The organism is Cellulosilyticum sp. I15G10I2 (assembly GCF_900095725.1).
GTDB lineage: Bacteria > Bacillota > Clostridia > Lachnospirales > Cellulosilyticaceae > FMMP01.
Genome location: NZ_FMMP01000009.1, coordinates 527665 through 544447 on the forward strand (window position 1 = coordinate 527665; position 16783 = coordinate 544447).

General features: G+C 34.5%; 14 protein-coding genes. 1 reads left to right on the top strand and 13 read right to left on the bottom strand.

All coding sequences use genetic code 11. From position 1 onward, the window contains the following. Positions 1 to 22: 22 nt before the first annotated feature. From wecB to BN3326_RS11085, 12 genes are all read right to left on the bottom strand, one after another. Complete coding sequence (gene wecB / locus BN3326_RS11030) at positions 23 to 1147, bottom strand: non-hydrolyzing UDP-N-acetylglucosamine 2-epimerase (protein WP_069999283.1); 1125 nt, start codon at positions 1145 to 1147, stop codon at positions 23 to 25. Positions 1148 to 1150: 3 nt separating this feature from the next. Further along, complete coding sequence (locus tag BN3326_RS11035) at positions 1151 to 2260, bottom strand: capsular polysaccharide biosynthesis protein CapF (RefSeq protein WP_069999284.1); 1110 nt, start codon at positions 2258 to 2260, stop codon at positions 1151 to 1153. Beyond that, entirely contained in the window at positions 2260 to 3279 is a 1020-nt protein-coding gene (locus BN3326_RS11040; protein ID WP_069999285.1) for a polysaccharide biosynthesis protein, read from the bottom strand. Before BN3326_RS11040 ends, BN3326_RS11035 begins: the two co-directional genes overlap by 1 nt. A gap of 40 nt (positions 3280 to 3319) precedes the next feature. Beyond that, the gene (locus BN3326_RS11045; RefSeq protein ID WP_069999286.1) at positions 3320 to 4633 is read right to left on the bottom strand and encodes a hypothetical protein; all 1314 of its coding nucleotides are present in this window, start codon (positions 4631 to 4633) and stop codon (positions 3320 to 3322) included. Between the two features lie 25 nt (positions 4634 to 4658). Then, positions 4659 to 5828: a glycosyltransferase gene (locus BN3326_RS11050; RefSeq protein WP_069999287.1), complete on the bottom strand. Its 1170-nt coding sequence runs from the start codon at positions 5826 to 5828 to the stop codon at positions 4659 to 4661. Position 5829: 1 nt separating this feature from the next. Beyond that, positions 5830 to 6804: an SDR family oxidoreductase gene (locus tag BN3326_RS11055; RefSeq protein WP_069999288.1), complete on the bottom strand. Its 975-nt coding sequence runs from the start codon at positions 6802 to 6804 to the stop codon at positions 5830 to 5832. A gap of 18 nt (positions 6805 to 6822) precedes the next feature. Then, positions 6823 to 8142 (bottom strand): nucleotide sugar dehydrogenase, encoded by a 1320-nt coding sequence (locus BN3326_RS11060; RefSeq protein WP_069999289.1) that lies wholly within the window; start codon positions 8140 to 8142, stop codon positions 6823 to 6825. A gap of 13 nt (positions 8143 to 8155) precedes the next feature. Next, a complete protein-coding gene (locus tag BN3326_RS11065) occupies positions 8156 to 9238 on the bottom strand; it encodes a glycosyltransferase family 4 protein (protein ID WP_069999290.1) in 1083 nt (360 codons plus the stop codon). Next, positions 9235 to 9858, bottom strand: coding sequence for an acetyltransferase (locus BN3326_RS11070; RefSeq protein WP_069999291.1), 624 nt, complete (start codon positions 9856 to 9858; stop codon positions 9235 to 9237). The genes BN3326_RS11065 and BN3326_RS11070 overlap by 4 nt, the downstream gene beginning before the upstream one ends. Positions 9859 to 9906: 48 nt before the next feature. Continuing rightward, positions 9907 to 10494 carry a sugar transferase gene (locus BN3326_RS11075; protein WP_069999406.1) on the bottom strand — a complete coding sequence of 196 codons (588 nt, stop codon included), beginning with the start codon at positions 10492 to 10494 and terminating at the stop codon, positions 9907 to 9909. A gap of 110 nt (positions 10495 to 10604) precedes the next feature. Continuing rightward, the gene (locus BN3326_RS11080; RefSeq protein WP_069999407.1) at positions 10605 to 11720 is read right to left on the bottom strand and encodes a DegT/DnrJ/EryC1/StrS family aminotransferase; all 1116 of its coding nucleotides are present in this window, start codon (positions 11718 to 11720) and stop codon (positions 10605 to 10607) included. Between the two features lie 245 nt (positions 11721 to 11965). Continuing rightward, positions 11966 to 12496 carry a winged helix-turn-helix transcriptional regulator gene (locus tag BN3326_RS11085; RefSeq protein ID WP_069999292.1) on the bottom strand — a complete coding sequence of 177 codons (531 nt, stop codon included), beginning with the start codon at positions 12494 to 12496 and terminating at the stop codon, positions 11966 to 11968. Between the two features lie 282 nt (positions 12497 to 12778). Between BN3326_RS11085 and BN3326_RS11090 the strand changes: the two genes are divergently transcribed. Continuing rightward, positions 12779 to 14668 (top strand): polysaccharide biosynthesis protein, encoded by a 1890-nt coding sequence (locus BN3326_RS11090; RefSeq protein WP_069999293.1) that lies wholly within the window; start codon positions 12779 to 12781, stop codon positions 14666 to 14668. 82 nt (positions 14669 to 14750) lie between these two features. On the opposite strand, the gene BN3326_RS11095 is transcribed toward BN3326_RS11090, so the two are convergent. Then, positions 14751 to 16616, bottom strand: a complete 1866-nt coding sequence (locus BN3326_RS11095) for an O-antigen ligase family protein (RefSeq protein ID WP_069999294.1) — start codon at positions 16614 to 16616, stop codon at positions 14751 to 14753. Positions 16617 to 16783: the final 167 nt, after the last annotated feature.

Below are 16783 nucleotides of genomic sequence, written 5' to 3' on the forward strand. Positions count from 1 at the left end.
GTTTTATCATTCCCCCAGCATTCTATTTCCCCCAAACAACCCTATTCACGTAATCTGTATAAGATAAAATTATCCTCAACACTTTGTCTGATACATTAGGCATACTATAATCTGCCACCAATCTTAATGTATCTTTCTTCTGTGTTTCCAGTATTTCTAGTCCCTGTAGAATTCTTTCTTTCTTAAGTCCTACCATCATCACAGATGCTTCTTCCATTGCTTCAGGTCTTTCATGAGCTTGCCTAATATTAAGTGCTTTAAAACCAAGTATTGATGTCTCTTCGCTTATTGTTCCACTATCACTCAAAACTGCCTTTGAATATTTTTGAAGTTTCACATAGGCATTAAAACCAAGCGGCTTCATAGTTTTAACTAATGGGTTGAACTCAATACCTTTAGCTTCAATCATTTTTCTTGTTCTTGGATGTGTACTCACGATTAATGGCATCTGATATTTTTCCGCTATCGTATTTAAGCTATCTACTAGATCCATAAAGTTCTGCTCAGAACTGATATTCTCTTCTCTATGAGCTGAAACTACAAAGTATTTCTCGACTTCAAGTCCTAACTCTTCAAGTATATCTGCCTTATCAATATCCTCTTTTCTTGAATTAAGAACCTCGAACATTGGGCTACCAGTTTTGATTACTCTATCTGCAGGAAGACCTTCTCTTAAAAGATATTCTCGAGCTATGTCGCTATACGTTAGGTTGATATCTGCTGTATGATCAACAATTTTTCTATTAGTTTCTTCAGGCACTCTCTGATCAAAGCATCTATTTCCGGCTTCCATGTGGAAGATCGGAATGTGTCTTCTTTTCGCTGCTATTGCACACAAACAGCTGTTTGTATCTCCAAGTACTAAAAATGCATCTGGTTTTACTTTTTCAAGAATAGGATCAATTTTTACTAGAATATTCCCTATTGTTTCTACCGCTGTTCCAGTAGCAGCATTGAGGAAATAATCCGGTTTCTTTAGGTTGAAGTCATTAAAGAATACTTCATTTAGTTCATAATCATAGTTCTGCCCTGTATGCACAAGGACATGATCAATAGCTTCAGATTCATCTAGTTTATTTATCACAGCTGACAGTCTGATTATTTCTGGCCTAGTACCAACGACTGTCATGACTTTTAATTTCTTCATCAATTATACCTCCAAATAGTAAGTATCCGGTTTTTCAGGGTCAAACGGCTCATTGGCCCACATTATTGTAACCATATCTGTAACACCAAGATTCTCTATGTTGTGTGTATAGCCTGTTGGTATGTCAACAACTTCCATTTTTTCACCACTTACGAAATACTCTAGTAATTCATCTGAATCTATTTTTCTAAACCGAATAACACCTTTCCCGCTTACAACTAGAAACTTCTCATTCTTCGTGTGATGCCAGTGATTTCCCTTGGTAATTCCAGGTTTTGAGATATTAACAGAAACCTGACCACGATCAGGCGTTTTTATAAATTCAGTAAATGATCCTCTCTGATCCACATTCATCTTTAAGTCATAACTAAACTGATCTTCTGGTAAGTAACTTAAATATGTACTGTAAAGTTTCTTAGTAAATACATCAGACATGTTTGGCACTGATCTATTTTCTCTACTCTCCTTGAATGAGTATATTAAATCTACTATTTCACCAAGTGTTATCGCGTGTACTACAGGAACTTCGCAGAATTGTTCTACTTTATTCTCATTTCCTTCTAGTGCATTAATCAGTTCATTAACCACATCATCTATATAAACAAGATTCATTACTGCGCTCGGATCATTTACTTGAATAGGTAAGGCATGAGCAACATTATGACAGAAAGTAGCTACTGCACTGTTGTAATTTGGTCTGCACCATTTCCCGAAAATGTTAGGGAATCTATACACAAGAACTTTGGCTCCCGTATTTTTACCGTAAGTAAACAGAAGTTCTTCCCCTGCCTTCTTACTTTTGCCATAAGGATTATCTAACTCAGCCTGAATAGATGATGAAATCATCACTGGGCAGGTGTTATTATGTTTCTTAAGGGAATCTAGTAAATCGGAGGTGAAACCAAAGTTGCCCTCCATAAATTCAAATTGTTCTTTGGGGCGGTTTACCCCTGCAAGATGAAATACAAAGTCAGCCTCTTTACAATTATCGTCTAGTAAACTAGGATCCGTTTCTTTATCAAACTCAAAAATATCCTCATATTTTCTATTTCTCAATTCTGCTATTAAGTTTTTTCCTATGAAGCCTTTTGCCCCAGTAACTATGATATTCATTATTTATCCCAACTTTCCAATTGTTCCCTTACATAATCAAGCTGTAATAACTTTTCTTTAATCTGCTCAATATTAAGCCTTTCTGTGTTGTGTGAGTTGTACTCGTCTTCAGATGAAAGTTTTTGATCTCCTTCAACAAAGTATTTATCATAGTTTAATTCTCTCTTGTCAGCCGGTACACGATAGAATCCACCCATGTCTTTTGCCACAACATGTTCTTCTTTAGTTAAAAGTGTCTCGTAGAGCTTCTCACCATGACGAGTACCGATTACTTTGATTTCATTATCTGCATTAAAGAGCTCTTTAACCGCTTGCGCTAAGTCCCCGATAGTTGATGCTGGCGACTTTTGAACCATAATGTCTCCAGCTTCAGCATTTTGAAAAGCAAACACAACAAGCTCTACAGCTTCTTCAAGACTCATCAGGAATCTCGTCATATTCGGATCAGTTACTGTCAGTGGTTGTCCGCTCTTAATCTGATTAATAAACAGTGGAATAACCGAACCTCTAGAAGCCATCACATTACCATACCTAGTACCACAAATAAGGGTTCTGTCTGGATCAACAGTCTTTGCTTTTGCCACAAATACTTTCTCCATCATAGCTTTAGAGATTCCCATGGCGTTTATTGGATAAGCCGCCTTATCAGTAGAAAGGCAAATGACCTTTTTAACTCCCATCTCAATAGCACTAGTAAGTACATTATCCGTTCCTAATACATTCGTCTTTACAGCTTCTAACGGAAAAAACTCGCAAGAGGGAACCTGCTTAAGAGCAGCTGCATGAAAGATATAGTCAACTCCATGCATGGCGTTTTTAACGCTAGAAAGATCCCTGACATCACCTATATAAAACTTCAGTTTATCATTCTTATAAAGTTTTCTCATATCATCTTGTTTCTTCTCATCGCGAGAAAAGATCCGAATCTCTTTAATATCTGTATTTAAGAATCTTTTCATAACTGCATTTCCAAAAGATCCTGTTCCACCTGTAATAAGTAAAGTCTTTCCTTTAAACATATGATGCCTACTCCTATCTTAATTAGATTGCACATTCTTTTTACAATGCTTTATAATTATATTTCTTATGATAAAATAACCAAAACAAAATCATTGTAATTGTTGAAATAAAAGTATCAATTGAATTAAATAGCTGGTTGTTTGCTGGTACAAAAACTAATCCCAAAGATAATATTGAAAATAATAATATGGAAACTGGATTTCTATATTTTATAATTTCTAACCAGGCAGTTTGCCAAATATACCCTACAAAAATAAATATCAAGAGTGCTCCTAAAAAGGTAAAATCCGATGCTAACCACGGAAATATAGTATTCCATGTTCTCAAACCATTTCTTCCAAAAACCTCTGTCATTCGATTTAAATAAGTCCTGTCATAAATTTCTGAAGTATTAAATAGTACAGATATTAACTTGGACATAAAATAGGAATTTCCAATTCCGTAAGTCCATTCAAATGGCAATTTGAAGCACAACGATAAACCATAATATCCTGATGATAAATATCCTGTCAATAAAATTGCCAACCCTAACCCAAACTCGTTACCTAGAATCTTGAAAATAAAATGATTAGTGTCAAAATATAGTTGTCCCCCTGATCTGATACCATAGTTTTCAACAGTTACTCCTAGAAGAGCGTATCTTTGAGATTGGATAAATGTAAAAGTTAATATTAATATAAGTACTAGAATTATACTGTATTTAATAATTTTAAATGCTCGTTTCTTGTCAGAATCCATCATCCTAATAGATAAAACAATTACTGTAAAAATCACTAAATCACCAAGAAATTTTTGTGTTCCATATGCAAGCATGTTTACTATTACCAATAACATAAAATACATTAACAAGATAAGTTTATAATTCCTTTTTAAATTTCTCCAATAATAAACCCCTAAAATTATTGATGCGTTTCTAAAAAAACCTGTGAGGAACCTAAAAAGAATTGGAATAGAATAAAATGAACTTCTATTTTCTAAATTTATCTCAAAATAATTACCAGCCATATTAGATAAAGAAAAGGCTGATGGATTTTTTATTAGTATCTCTAAAAATTCTAAAAAAATCGAGAAAAAAGCAATTAGTATTGTTACTCTAACAAACTTTGTTATTTTCTTTTGGTTCTTAAGAGCAATAATCATGGTCGCATCATTCGAAAGTTGTGGTTTCTTCTTTAAAACTACCTTGTATCTATTTGCAATGGTATATCCCAAATATAAGCAAAATAGAAAACCAGTGACATATAAAAAAACTAATAATTTATCATAATTATAGTATTTCATAGGGCCAAAAAAACTCAAAAATAAAGTTGTTAATATATAAATTGTAAACATTTTGATCGGTAATGATTTCATTTTTTCACTCCTAAAATTTGCTGTATTACATTATTTTTTTGAAAAAATCATCGAAATTACCTACATAACTTTTAAAGTTAAACTCCAAACTATTAACACAGTTTATCTTGAGTCTTGACACTTCATCTCTAGTTAATTGTAATATTTCTTTAATCTTACTAATTGACTCACTAATATCCTCATCTAAATAAAATCCATTGAAATCATCCAGCAAATACATCTCTAAATCACTAGTTTTTGTTGTAATTACAGGGATTCCACAGCTGATGCTCTCTACAAATTTTGTTGGGAAACCTGCGTTTGTTAGCCGATTTCTTTCTCTTATAAAAATACTAAAATCGCTTTGCTTTACTTCATCAATACTCTTTTGGTGTGACAGACGCCCCATAAAAACAATCCGGTTACCTAAAGCGAGTAGCATTTCTTTATGTTCAGGATAATAATCAAGATAACCATCAACAGTAAGTCCTATTATTTTTAATTCATAATTCTTATATTCCTTTAGTGAGTATAAAACCTCAACTAGTTTGTTAATTTTATCTTTATTCTTCCCAGGACTACCTGAGTATGAGAATTTTAATTTATCATTAGTAGTATTTCTTTGATAGACATCCCATTTCGCTTCATTAATGTCTACCAAGGGAGGAACCCGTAAAACATTTCTATTGTTTTTATAGTAATTTTCCAAATATGTACTTATAACAATCAACCCATCTAATCTCTTTTGAATAATTCTCATTCTTAAAAATGAATCAATTCCTTTTATAAGCATGAATAAGAAATTTGTACCTTTTGTACTGTACCACTCTGTACAATCAGCTAAGATTTTAATATCATGTTTAGCACTATATTTTTTAAGATTATACAATGCTATTGATGGATAATTGTAGGCTGTAATGGCTTTAATATCTTTGTATTTATTTTCAATTATTTTAATAAAACTAATACAGGTTAAAAAACTTAACCAGTCTTTGATTTTTTCTGGGTAAGGTACTGACCAGCAGTCAAAACCTTGGATATTTCTTAAAGTTGTTGAAATATCTGTATCAAACCTCAAAGTTTTATCGACATCAACAAATACTACATCGTAACCTAACTCTCTCATGGCTTTCCCATTACTAAGCACCCTATGAGCTGCTGCATTTTTATCCGGCAGTTCAAAACCACCGACGTATAGAATTGTACCTTTTGACATATTACAAATTCTCCTTATACCATTCTATAGCTGCTTCAATTCCTCTTTCAAAACTCCAGCTTGGATTATATCCTAACATCTCTTTAGCTTTGCTGATATCAGCATTACTATGCTTTATATCGCCTTTTCTATCAGATCCAAAGATTGGCTTAATATCTTTTCCAAGTGCTTTACAGAGTGAACTATAAACATCTATCAAATACTCTCTTCCACCGTAAGCGATATTGAATGCTTCTCCGGCAACTTCAGATGATGCCTTGCAAGCTTTCAGATTTGCTTCGATTACATTCTCAATGTAAGTAAAATCTCTACTTTGTTTCCCATCACCATTTATAGTTGGCTGTTCATCATTTAAGAGTTGCTTTATGAACTTTGGAATTACAGCAGCATAAGCTCCACTTGGATCTTGTCTTTTTCCAAACACATTGAAGTATCTTAACCCATAAGTATCTAACCCATAAAGTTTTGAATATAGCTTACCATACTCTTCATCAACCATTTTAGTTAACGCATATGGTGAAAGTAGATTGCCTTCTCTGCCTTCTTGTTTCGGAAGGTTTGGTTCATCTCCATAAACAGATGAGCTGGAAGCGTAGACAAACTTCTTCACCCCGGTTTGTCTAGCTGCCGCCATCATGTTTAGTGTTCCTTTAATATTGATTTCTTCATAAAGTAATGGCATTTCAATACTTCTTGGAACGCTGCCCCATGCTGCTTGATTTAAGACATAATCTACGCCTTTACAAGCCTTCATGCATGTATCCATATCTCTTATATCACCTTTAATAAATGTATAATTTGGGTTATTAATAAATAGGTCAACATTGGCTTGTTTACCATTAGAAAGATCATCTAGACATCTAACCTTATAACCTTTACTTAATAACACCTCACACAGGTTGGAACCAATGAAACCCGCTCCACCTGTCACGAGAAATACACTATCTTTTTCAAATTTAATATTTTCATATCCCATGATATGCACTACCTTTCCTTAAAGTCTCCAATACTTATATCCTGAGGCTTCATACTCTTTTCTATCTAGTATTCCTTTAATATCAAGTAACACTTTATTTACATTAGATCCTTCTTTATACATCTTATTGAAGTTTTGTTGACTTAAACTCAAGAATTGATCATGCCCAACAGCTACAACAATTGCATCCATCCCTTTGATGTCTTCTATTGAATCAAAAGCAATTCCATATTCGTGTTTTGCTTCCTCAGCATCAGCTTCCGGATCTGCAATCATCGGATTAATTCCATATTCTTCAAGCTCATTAACAATATCAATAACCCTTGTATTTCTAGTATCAGGGCAGTTTTCTTTAAACGTAAAACCTAGAATGGCGACTTTTGCATCTTTTACTGGCACATCTGCTTTTATAAGGTTTTTTATCAAATTTTCAACCACATATTTCCCCATATCATCATTGATTCTTCTACCAGAAAGAATGATTTGTGAATGGTATCCTAGCTGCTCAGCTTTATAGGTAAGGTAATATGGATCTACACCAATACAGTGTCCTCCAACAAGACCCGGATGGAAATTAAGGAAATTCCACTTCGTTCCTGCAGCTTTTAGAACAGCCTGTGTATCAATGCCCATCTTATTAAAGATGATAGAAAGCTCATTCATAAATGCAATATTGATATCTCTTTGAGAGTTTTCAATAACTTTAGCTGCTTCAGCTACTTTAATTGATTCCGCTCTATGTACTCCAGCATCCACTACTAGCTCATACACTTTAGCGATAGTATCCAAAGATTCTTCATCCCTTCCGGATACAACTTTTACTATCGTCTCAAGTCTATGTACTTTATCACCAGGATTGATTCGCTCAGGTGAATAGCCTACTTTGAAATCTTCTCCACATTTCATTCCTGATTCTTTCTCAAGAATTGGAATACAGATTTCTTCTGTAACCCCTGGGTAAACAGTAGATTCGAATACAACAATGGATCCCTTAGTCAGATTTCGTCCAACTGTTCTACTTGCTGATTCAACGGGCTTTAAATCAGGGGTATGATCTGCATTTACAGGAGTAGGAACTGCAACAATATGAAACTTAGCTTCTTCAAGTTTGTTCTCATCTGCTGTGAATTCTACTGTTGTGTCTTTTATTACATCATCTCCAACCTCTTTAGTTGGATCGATTCCCTTTTTGTATAACTCAACTTTTTCTTGGCTAATATCAAATCCTATAACGTCAGCTTTCTTGGCAAAGGCCACTGCTATTGGCATCCCAACATAACCGAGGCCTACAAGTGAAATCTTCTCTTCTCTGTTTTTGATTTTTTCATATAAGTTCATTTTGAATACTCCTTCATCTACTGATTTGTTCTAAGTAAGCGTTTATGACAATTTTTCTATCATACTCTTGTTCCATTTTCTTTCGCCCAGCTATACCCATTTGCTTCTTATTCTCATGAGGTAAATCGAGGAATTTTTGAATGGCACTAATAAGAGCCTTAACACTTTTAACTTCAAATCCAATTCCACTAACACCATCATCAAACGTTTCTTTACATCCCGTCACATTCGAAGCCAAAATTGGCCTACCCGTAGAAGCGGATTCTAGCAAAACATTAGATGTTCCTTCATGATATGAAGGCAGAATTGCGGCATGTGAATCTTTTATAAACTTATGTACATCATCTTGTTGACCATGATAAAATATTATTCCTAAGTCATTTAACTCTCTGAGTTCTTCTGAATATCCTTCTTCACAAAATCCTACAAAATGAAATTCTACAGATTTATGACTTTCTTTTATTCGTTTTGCAGCCTCAAGTAATTCATCTATACCTTTCGCCTTCATTATTCTACCTATAAATAAAAGGCGGATATTCTCTTTATCATTCGGATACTCTTCAAAACGTTGTTGCTCTAAGTTCACCCCTGAACCAGGTATTACCTTTGATTTATTCTTAATAATTCCTCTGTCAATAAAAAATTGCCTGTTCGGCTCATTTTGAAAAAATATACACTCCGCATTTTTTAATGCTATTTTGTATAGATTAAGAGTAATTTTTTGCATTAACCCTTCATTTTCCACTGCAGTTCCTAAACCTGTTATGTTTGGTAAGTACGGTGTTTTGGTTATTCTACAGGCGATACCGCCATACACATTAGGCTTAATTGTATAAGTTAGAACAATATCCGGTTTGATTTTGTTTATGATCTTTATATAAGAAAGCAACAACTTCATATCAGATAAGGGATTTGTCCCTCTTCTATCTACATTTGATTCAATATATTCACAACCTAAGTTTTCGAGTAATGGAACATATTCATTATTTGGTAAGGATAAAACCACCTCATGTCCCTGTTTGATTAACTCTTGGAGTAACTCTTTTCTGAATTTATATAAGCCCATTCCGAAATTTGATAATACTAGAACTTTCATCTATCAACTCTCCTCACCGGAACCCCAACATATGTCCCCGGTTCAATAATATCCTTAACCACCACAGCTCCTGCACCTACTTTGCAACCGCTGAAGATGTTCACATTATTGCTTACAACACTTCCTATGCCTAACCATGTACCTTTACCTATGGTCACACTCCCTGCAATCCTAACTCCAGGAGAAATATGCACATAATCTTCAATAATAGTGTCATGATCCAAGCTAGAACTTGTATTGATAATGCAGCTCTTACCGATTCTAGTAGAACTATTTATAACAACTCCTGCCATTACTGCTGTCCCAATCCCGATCTCTACATCAGTGCCAATCACCACACTAGGATGAATTAAACTTATTACACTTAACCCTTGTTCAATTAATATCTCTTGAACCTTCTCCCTTATCGCATTGTTTCCAATAGCAACAAAGAAATCAGCTTCATCTTTATATGTAAAAGCATCAGCAGTCTTACCGATGACTTCTAACCCCATAGATGTCTTAATAGACTCGTCATCATCGAGGAATGTGATGCTTTTCCACTTATTCATTTTTATTGCGATGTCAGCAATAACCTTTCCATGTCCACTGGCACCAATAATGATTAGCTTGTCTTTCATAATCGGTACATTCCTCTCTGAAATAATACATGTATGATTACTCTTCTTTTAACTGTCAACTTTACTTCCTCTAAATGGTTCCATTGTAACGGACGTATCTGAACTGATGCCTTCCTTAACAAATACCTTCTTTATAGTAAAAAAGATTATTTTCCAGTCTCGTATAAAACTTATATTATCTATATACTCTACATCAAGATTAAACTTGTCTTCCCAGCTTATAGCATTACGCCCGTTGACTTGAGCATGTCCTGAAAGACCAGGTCTCACTTCATGTCTTCTCTTCTGATGTTCGTTATATAGTTCCAAATACTGAACCAGTAATGGCCTCGGCCCCACAATACTCATATCCCCTTTAAGAATATTGAATAGCTCAGGCAGTTCATCTAAAGAAGTTGATCTCAGCATACTACCAAACTTAGTAAGCCTCACTGAGTCTGGAAGCAGCTCACCGTTTTTGTTCTTCTCATCTGTCATTGTTCTGAACTTATACATAGTGAATATCTTCTCATTAAGCCCAGGTCTTTTCTGCTTAAACAATACAGGACTACCGAGCTTAACTCTTACTAATACACCAACAGTTATAAACACCGGACTTAAAAAGATAATTGCCATCAAAGACAAAATGAAGTCCATTGGTCTTTTGAGAAATCTTCTATATAAAGCTTTTGAAGGTTTAGCTGTATTCCAATTTACTTCACTAACTGATTTAACTTCACTCTGCATCTATTAGCACCTACTTTTTCTTAAGACCACAGTCCCTTTATAATTCCACAAATTCTCTCAAGATCCTCATCAGTCATCTTAGTGTCACTAGGCAAGCACACACCATTTTCAAACAGCTTTTCACTTACATCTGAACCTATATAATCATACTCAGCAAAGAACGGCTGCATGTGCATTGGCTTCCACACAGGTCTTGATTCAATGTTCTCTTTCTCTAATGCCTCCATAACATCAAGAGGTCTTACTTTACCTTTCAACGTCATGACACTTAACCAGTAATTCGGCTCATTCCAGTCATTGATTGGCATGAAGTCTACACCACCAAGTTCACCAAGTTCTCTCTTGTAATATTCAAAGATATATTTCTTCTTAGCAACTCTCTGGTCTAATACTTTAAGCTGGCCTCTACCTATTCCAGCAACGACATTGCTCATACGGTAATTGAACCCCAATTCGCTATGCTGATAGTGCCTTGCTGCATCTCTACTTTGAGTAGACCAGAATCTAACTTTCTTGATCTTCTCTTCATCATCAGAAACAAGCATCCCGCCACCTGAAGTAGTGATGATCTTGTTTCCGTTAAAACTGAAAACCCCAAACTTACCAAAGGTTCCAGTATGTTTTCCTTTATAATAAGCTCCTAATGACTCTGCAGCATCTTCAATGACTGTTACATCATACTTACTACAGATATCCATGATCCTATCCATATCAGCTGACAGGCCATATAGATGTACAACTAAAACAGCCTTCACCTTATCACCATACTTTTCGAAGGCCGCTTCTAATGCTGATGCGTCCATATTCCATGTTTCATAATCACTATCTATAAAGACAGGAGTAGCATTCTGGTAGATAATCGGATTGGCTGTAGCAGAAAAAGTAAGGCTCTGGCAGAATACGATATCACCCTCACCTACTCCAGCAGCTCGAAGCGCCAAGTGAATAGCTCCTGTTCCAGAAGTTAAAGCAGCCGCATGTTCAGCTCCAACCTTAGTCGCTAATTCCCTTTCAAACTCATTCACATTTGGCCCAAGAGGCGCGATCCAATTCGTATCAAAAGCTTGCTGTACATATTGCATTTCATATCCTTCATCGCTCATGTGTGGGGATGAAAGCCAAATCTTATCTGCCATTTTCAAAACCTCTCTCCTTGAAAACTTGTACATCTACATACTTCTTTTATATTACCATTCAATCATAAAAATGAAATTTCTTCCTCTTCTACTTCATCCGACAAACTACCTTCACAATCAATGCAAAGCCTTTATCCTCTACTATGCATTTTTTCTTATACTCCATCAATCACTCACCTCAAAATTATATTTTGAAGGTATTCTATTCATATATAAGAAGGAATTAAAAATTCTTTACATTTTATTCATATTTTCTCCAGTAAGTTAATGATATTTGAAAATCCCTTAAGAGTCTCAAATGTTTCCGTATTTAGCACAGCAATCTTTCTTTCTTTAAAATCTTCTTTTATACTATTTAAGAAAATCCCAATATCATCTCTTGACTCTATGTAATGTATATCTTTCATATCACTAGTGGCAAATTTAACAAGTTCACTTATTTCATCACCCTCTAGCACGATATAAAGCTTTTGCTTCTCTGTAGTTAACTCGATAATCTGTTCACGTATTTTTTCTTTTGTTTCATTAATATAATTATAGTGATATTTGATATAAGTACTTGTTTTATTTATTTTTTCAAGCATACCTTTAGGCGTAAGCATATAAGCTACTCTATTCATAGGAATCTGATTGATTTTTATCAGACCTTCCTTCACCATTTTATTAACCAACAAATTGACACTTCCTAAAGAAATCTGTGTTTTAGAAGATAGTTCTCTCTGTGTAATATTTTGATCTTGCTCAATCGCATGAAGTATGACATATTCTTTATCCATATACTATTTTCCTCCACTGTTCATTCTTTGAACAGCATTAGTATATAACTTCATAATATGTTGTGTCAACTTTTTTACATATTCCTCATCAATCTCGTGTTGTCTTAGCCTAATTATAGCATAATATTTACAGTACATGCCCTTTTTTTAAGATTTCCCACAAAAAACCACCTTAAAAAGTTACCAAACGATTAAGTTTGGTTTTTTACTTTTTTTATTACCTTTATTATGATAAAATTTAAAGGATATTTATTTTATATAGAATCGGAGATGACTTTATTCATGAAACGTTACAAAATTCTTTTAATGTTAATAGATGCCATTCTTATTAATCTTGCCTTTTTCCTCGCCTTATGGCTAAGACTAGAATTTGAAATTCCCCCTAACTTTTGGACGGCTTATAAAAACAGTATACTCATTATCCCACTAATACAGGTTGCAGTATTTATACTATTTAAGATTTATAATATTCTTTGGCAGTATACAAGCACTAAAGAACTTATTCAATTAGGGATAGCTGTACTTATAGGAAGTTTGGGTTGCTTAGGTTTTGGGGTCATGACAGGACATCTTTTGCCTCGTTCTGTTTATATTATCTATCTTCTCATTATACTCATCTTTATGGCTGGCTCTCGTATAAGCATTCGTATCCTCTATCGTCTGCTGAAACATGATGAATTTTCACTGAAGATGCTATTTAATAAAGAAACAGATGTACACAAAAGACGCATTATGATTATAGGCGCTGGCGAAGCTAGTTCTGTCCTTATCAAAGAACTCCAGAAAGAATTTAACAGTACAAACGATGTAGTCCTTGCTGTAGATGATGACACACGTAAACACCACTCAAGTATCCACGGTGTGCCTGTTAGGGGAACTATTGAAGATATACCAACATTAGTGACCAAATGGCTGATCGATGAAATTATTATCGCCATTCCTTCAGCTTCTAGAAAACGCATTTCACAGATTTTGAAAATATGTAATACTACAAACTGTAAACTCAAGATTGCCCCCCCTCTTACTAAAGCTGTCGAAGCCTCTCTTGGCATCAAAAATATTAGACCTGTAAATATAGAAGATCTCCTAGGAAGAGAAGAAATCGACTTAGACGCTACTGGTGTTGCTAACTATCTAAAAGATAATATCATCCTTGTAACAGGCGGTGGCGGATCTATAGGTTCTGAACTTTGCAGACAGATTATGTGTTTTAGTCCTAAAAAACTTATAATTTTTGATATTTACGAAAATAATGCTTATGATCTTCAAAACGAACTGCTGCAAAGAGGAATAAGTCCCTTGTCCTTAGAGGTTATCATTGGTTCAGTACGTGATGCAGCTAAGCTAAGGCAAGTCATAGAAAAATACACTCCGAATATTATCTTTCATGCTGCTGCTCATAAACATGTACCGCTTATGGAGGCTAATCCTGAAGAGGCTGTTAAAAATAATGTGTTTGGCACCCTAAATACCGCACTGCTTGCCAAAGAGCTTAAGGTTAAAAAATTTATTCTTATTTCTACAGATAAAGCTGTTAATCCAACTAATGTGATGGGTGCCACTAAACGCATCTGTGAGATGATCATACAGTCTCTTAGCAAAGAACCTTCTGATACTGAGTTTGCTGCCGTAAGATTTGGCAATGTACTTGGCAGCAATGGTAGTGTTATTCCTCTTTTCAAAAGACAACTGGAAGCCGGAGGGCCTCTTACAGTAACCCACGCAGAGATTATCAGATACTTTATGACCATCCCCGAAGCCGCGAGACTGATCCTGCAAGCTATGAGCTTTGCTAAGGGTGGTGAAATCTTTGTATTAGATATGGGTGAACCTGTTAAGATATTAGATTTAGCTAAGAACTTTATTAAATTATCCGGCCTATCTGTAGGCAAAGATATCGAGATTAAAATAACAGGACTTAGACCAGGTGAAAAACTTTATGAAGAACTTTTGATGGATGAAGAAGGCCTCCAAAAAACAGGTTGTGATAAAATCTTTGTAGCTCACCCCCTTGATTTATCCTTTGAAGAACTTAATAAACAACTAGATCTATTACTACATAGTATATATGATAAAGAAACACTTAAAGCATGCATTGGTAGTATTGTACCAACTTATAAAATGCCCCTAGCTTCTACAGAAAAATCTAAACCTTATGATACCGCTATGTAAGCCATTGTATAGTTCTAACTAAAAAGGTGTAATAGCAAGTCTACCCCAACTGCTACTACACCTTTTTATTGCTCTAAAAAAATTATGTTTCTATTTCTTTTGTTACTTGGTGACTTACTAAATAATTAATGCTTATACCAGTTCCTAGTAATATCCAAGATATAAATGCTATTCCTACTACCGAGTCATTAAATACTCCCGTCACTAAATAGCCCATTATACCCAAAAACGTAGCTATCCCTGTTAATTCTATAGAAGCATATCTGCTTTTCCAAGTATATAATCCCATGCTTTGTGCGATATATCCTATAATAAGAATGAGATATACAATCAGAGCTACTCCTCCATTGTTAATCCCTATTTGCAGATACATGTTATGAGGTTTGTCTACGATTATATTAGCATCATACAATGCATAGAATTTTGAAATATAGTCATTCTGAGGAAAATACATCACAAAAGTATCTACTCCCTTACCAATAATTAAACTATCTATAAGTATAGGAATACTTCTACTCCATATATAACCTCTTCCAGAACCACTTCTTTCTTTTCCTTTAAATCCAATAACAGGGGCATCCATTATCTTTATTTCCTTTTGTGTGTAGCTATCTATTGGATATACGCCTTGTATAGAATCTACTTTAATAGGGATAACCTGTTTATTATCTATACAAAGTGCAACACCCGCTACCCGTGTATTCTCCTTACTTGTAAAAATTTTTTCGAATGTAAGAGAAGCAAACCTATCATCTTTTGTGCTATAGACCTTTTCTGTCTCCTCATATTCAACTGGCTTCTCCTCTTGATCATAAAACCCAAGCTCCCCTTGTAACGATGTGATCGCAAGTGCATTATTTTGCATTACAATAACTACTTTTCCATCTTCACTTCTTATTTCCCTTACATGTAATTTGTTTTTATAGATAGTTAGTTGATCTTCCGGAGTAATAATAACTTCTATATCTCTCATTAACCTTTGAATCTGTAGTACAAATTTTCCACCGCTTGCTTGATTTACCCCAACCAAGATAACCACCCCTGCCAAAATAGTTGATATAGTAATAAACCACTTCTTAATGGCAATCCTGCCAAATATAAACAATGCCATTAGTACCGCTAGTGCACATCCTATCATTCCCGCTCTCGACCCACTAGCAACTACCAAAAATATATTACAAAAGGCAAGCAATGTGAATAAAAATTGTTTTATCCAATCTTTCACAAAAAATATTGAAACGAAAAAGATCGGGAACACCAAGGCAACAAAACTCCCCAAATAGTTTGGGTTCGAAAAAGTCCCATAAGCTGTTTTACTCCCTATCTTGGTTCCTAATGCTTCTCTTAAGTGTGCATATTTTTCAGGCACAATAAGCGCTCTTCCTATCTCAGTATGAATCATAAGGTCTTTACCAATCCACTGTGACAATCCTATAATAGTTAAAATACCTGTTACAATCCCCAGTGGTATCAATATATATTTATAGTGGACAGGCTTATTAAAGCCATAGAGGGTATAGAACATGATAAGTACGTAACATAACGTAACCACCATACCTTCATTTCTATCAGGTACTCCCCATAACGCTATATATTTGTATTCTGAAAAAATAGTGGAAAGAATAGAAAATAATAAGAATATGCCAGTGCCAATAGAGTAAAACAATATGTAATTATCTTTTTTTATCTTACTTTTGTCAAACAAGAAAAAAAGCATCACAATCATAATACCGGTGATGAGAATAATCATCATAGCTTTTTCTTGAGCAAAAAAATCTACAATTTGTGACTTTCTAAATACACTTTGTACAGCTTCACTTGGAACTATTATCTTCATCCTTACAATTAGAGGAACTAATGTAAGCATGAGCGCAATTGGAATAAGCAGTATATTATTTATTCTTTCCTCTGATTTTTCCTGCCTTCTTTGTTTACTTTCTTTAGACATAATATTTCTACCTCGCACAATAAAGTTTTATTATAATTTTATCATAATTTATGACAAATTTGCCTCCTCGACTCTAAAGAGGCCCTGTCACCCTTGCCATTATCGAATAATAGAGTATTACTTTTCCAGTTTGTGCCTTACTTACCCTGTTAATTATGTAAAACTTA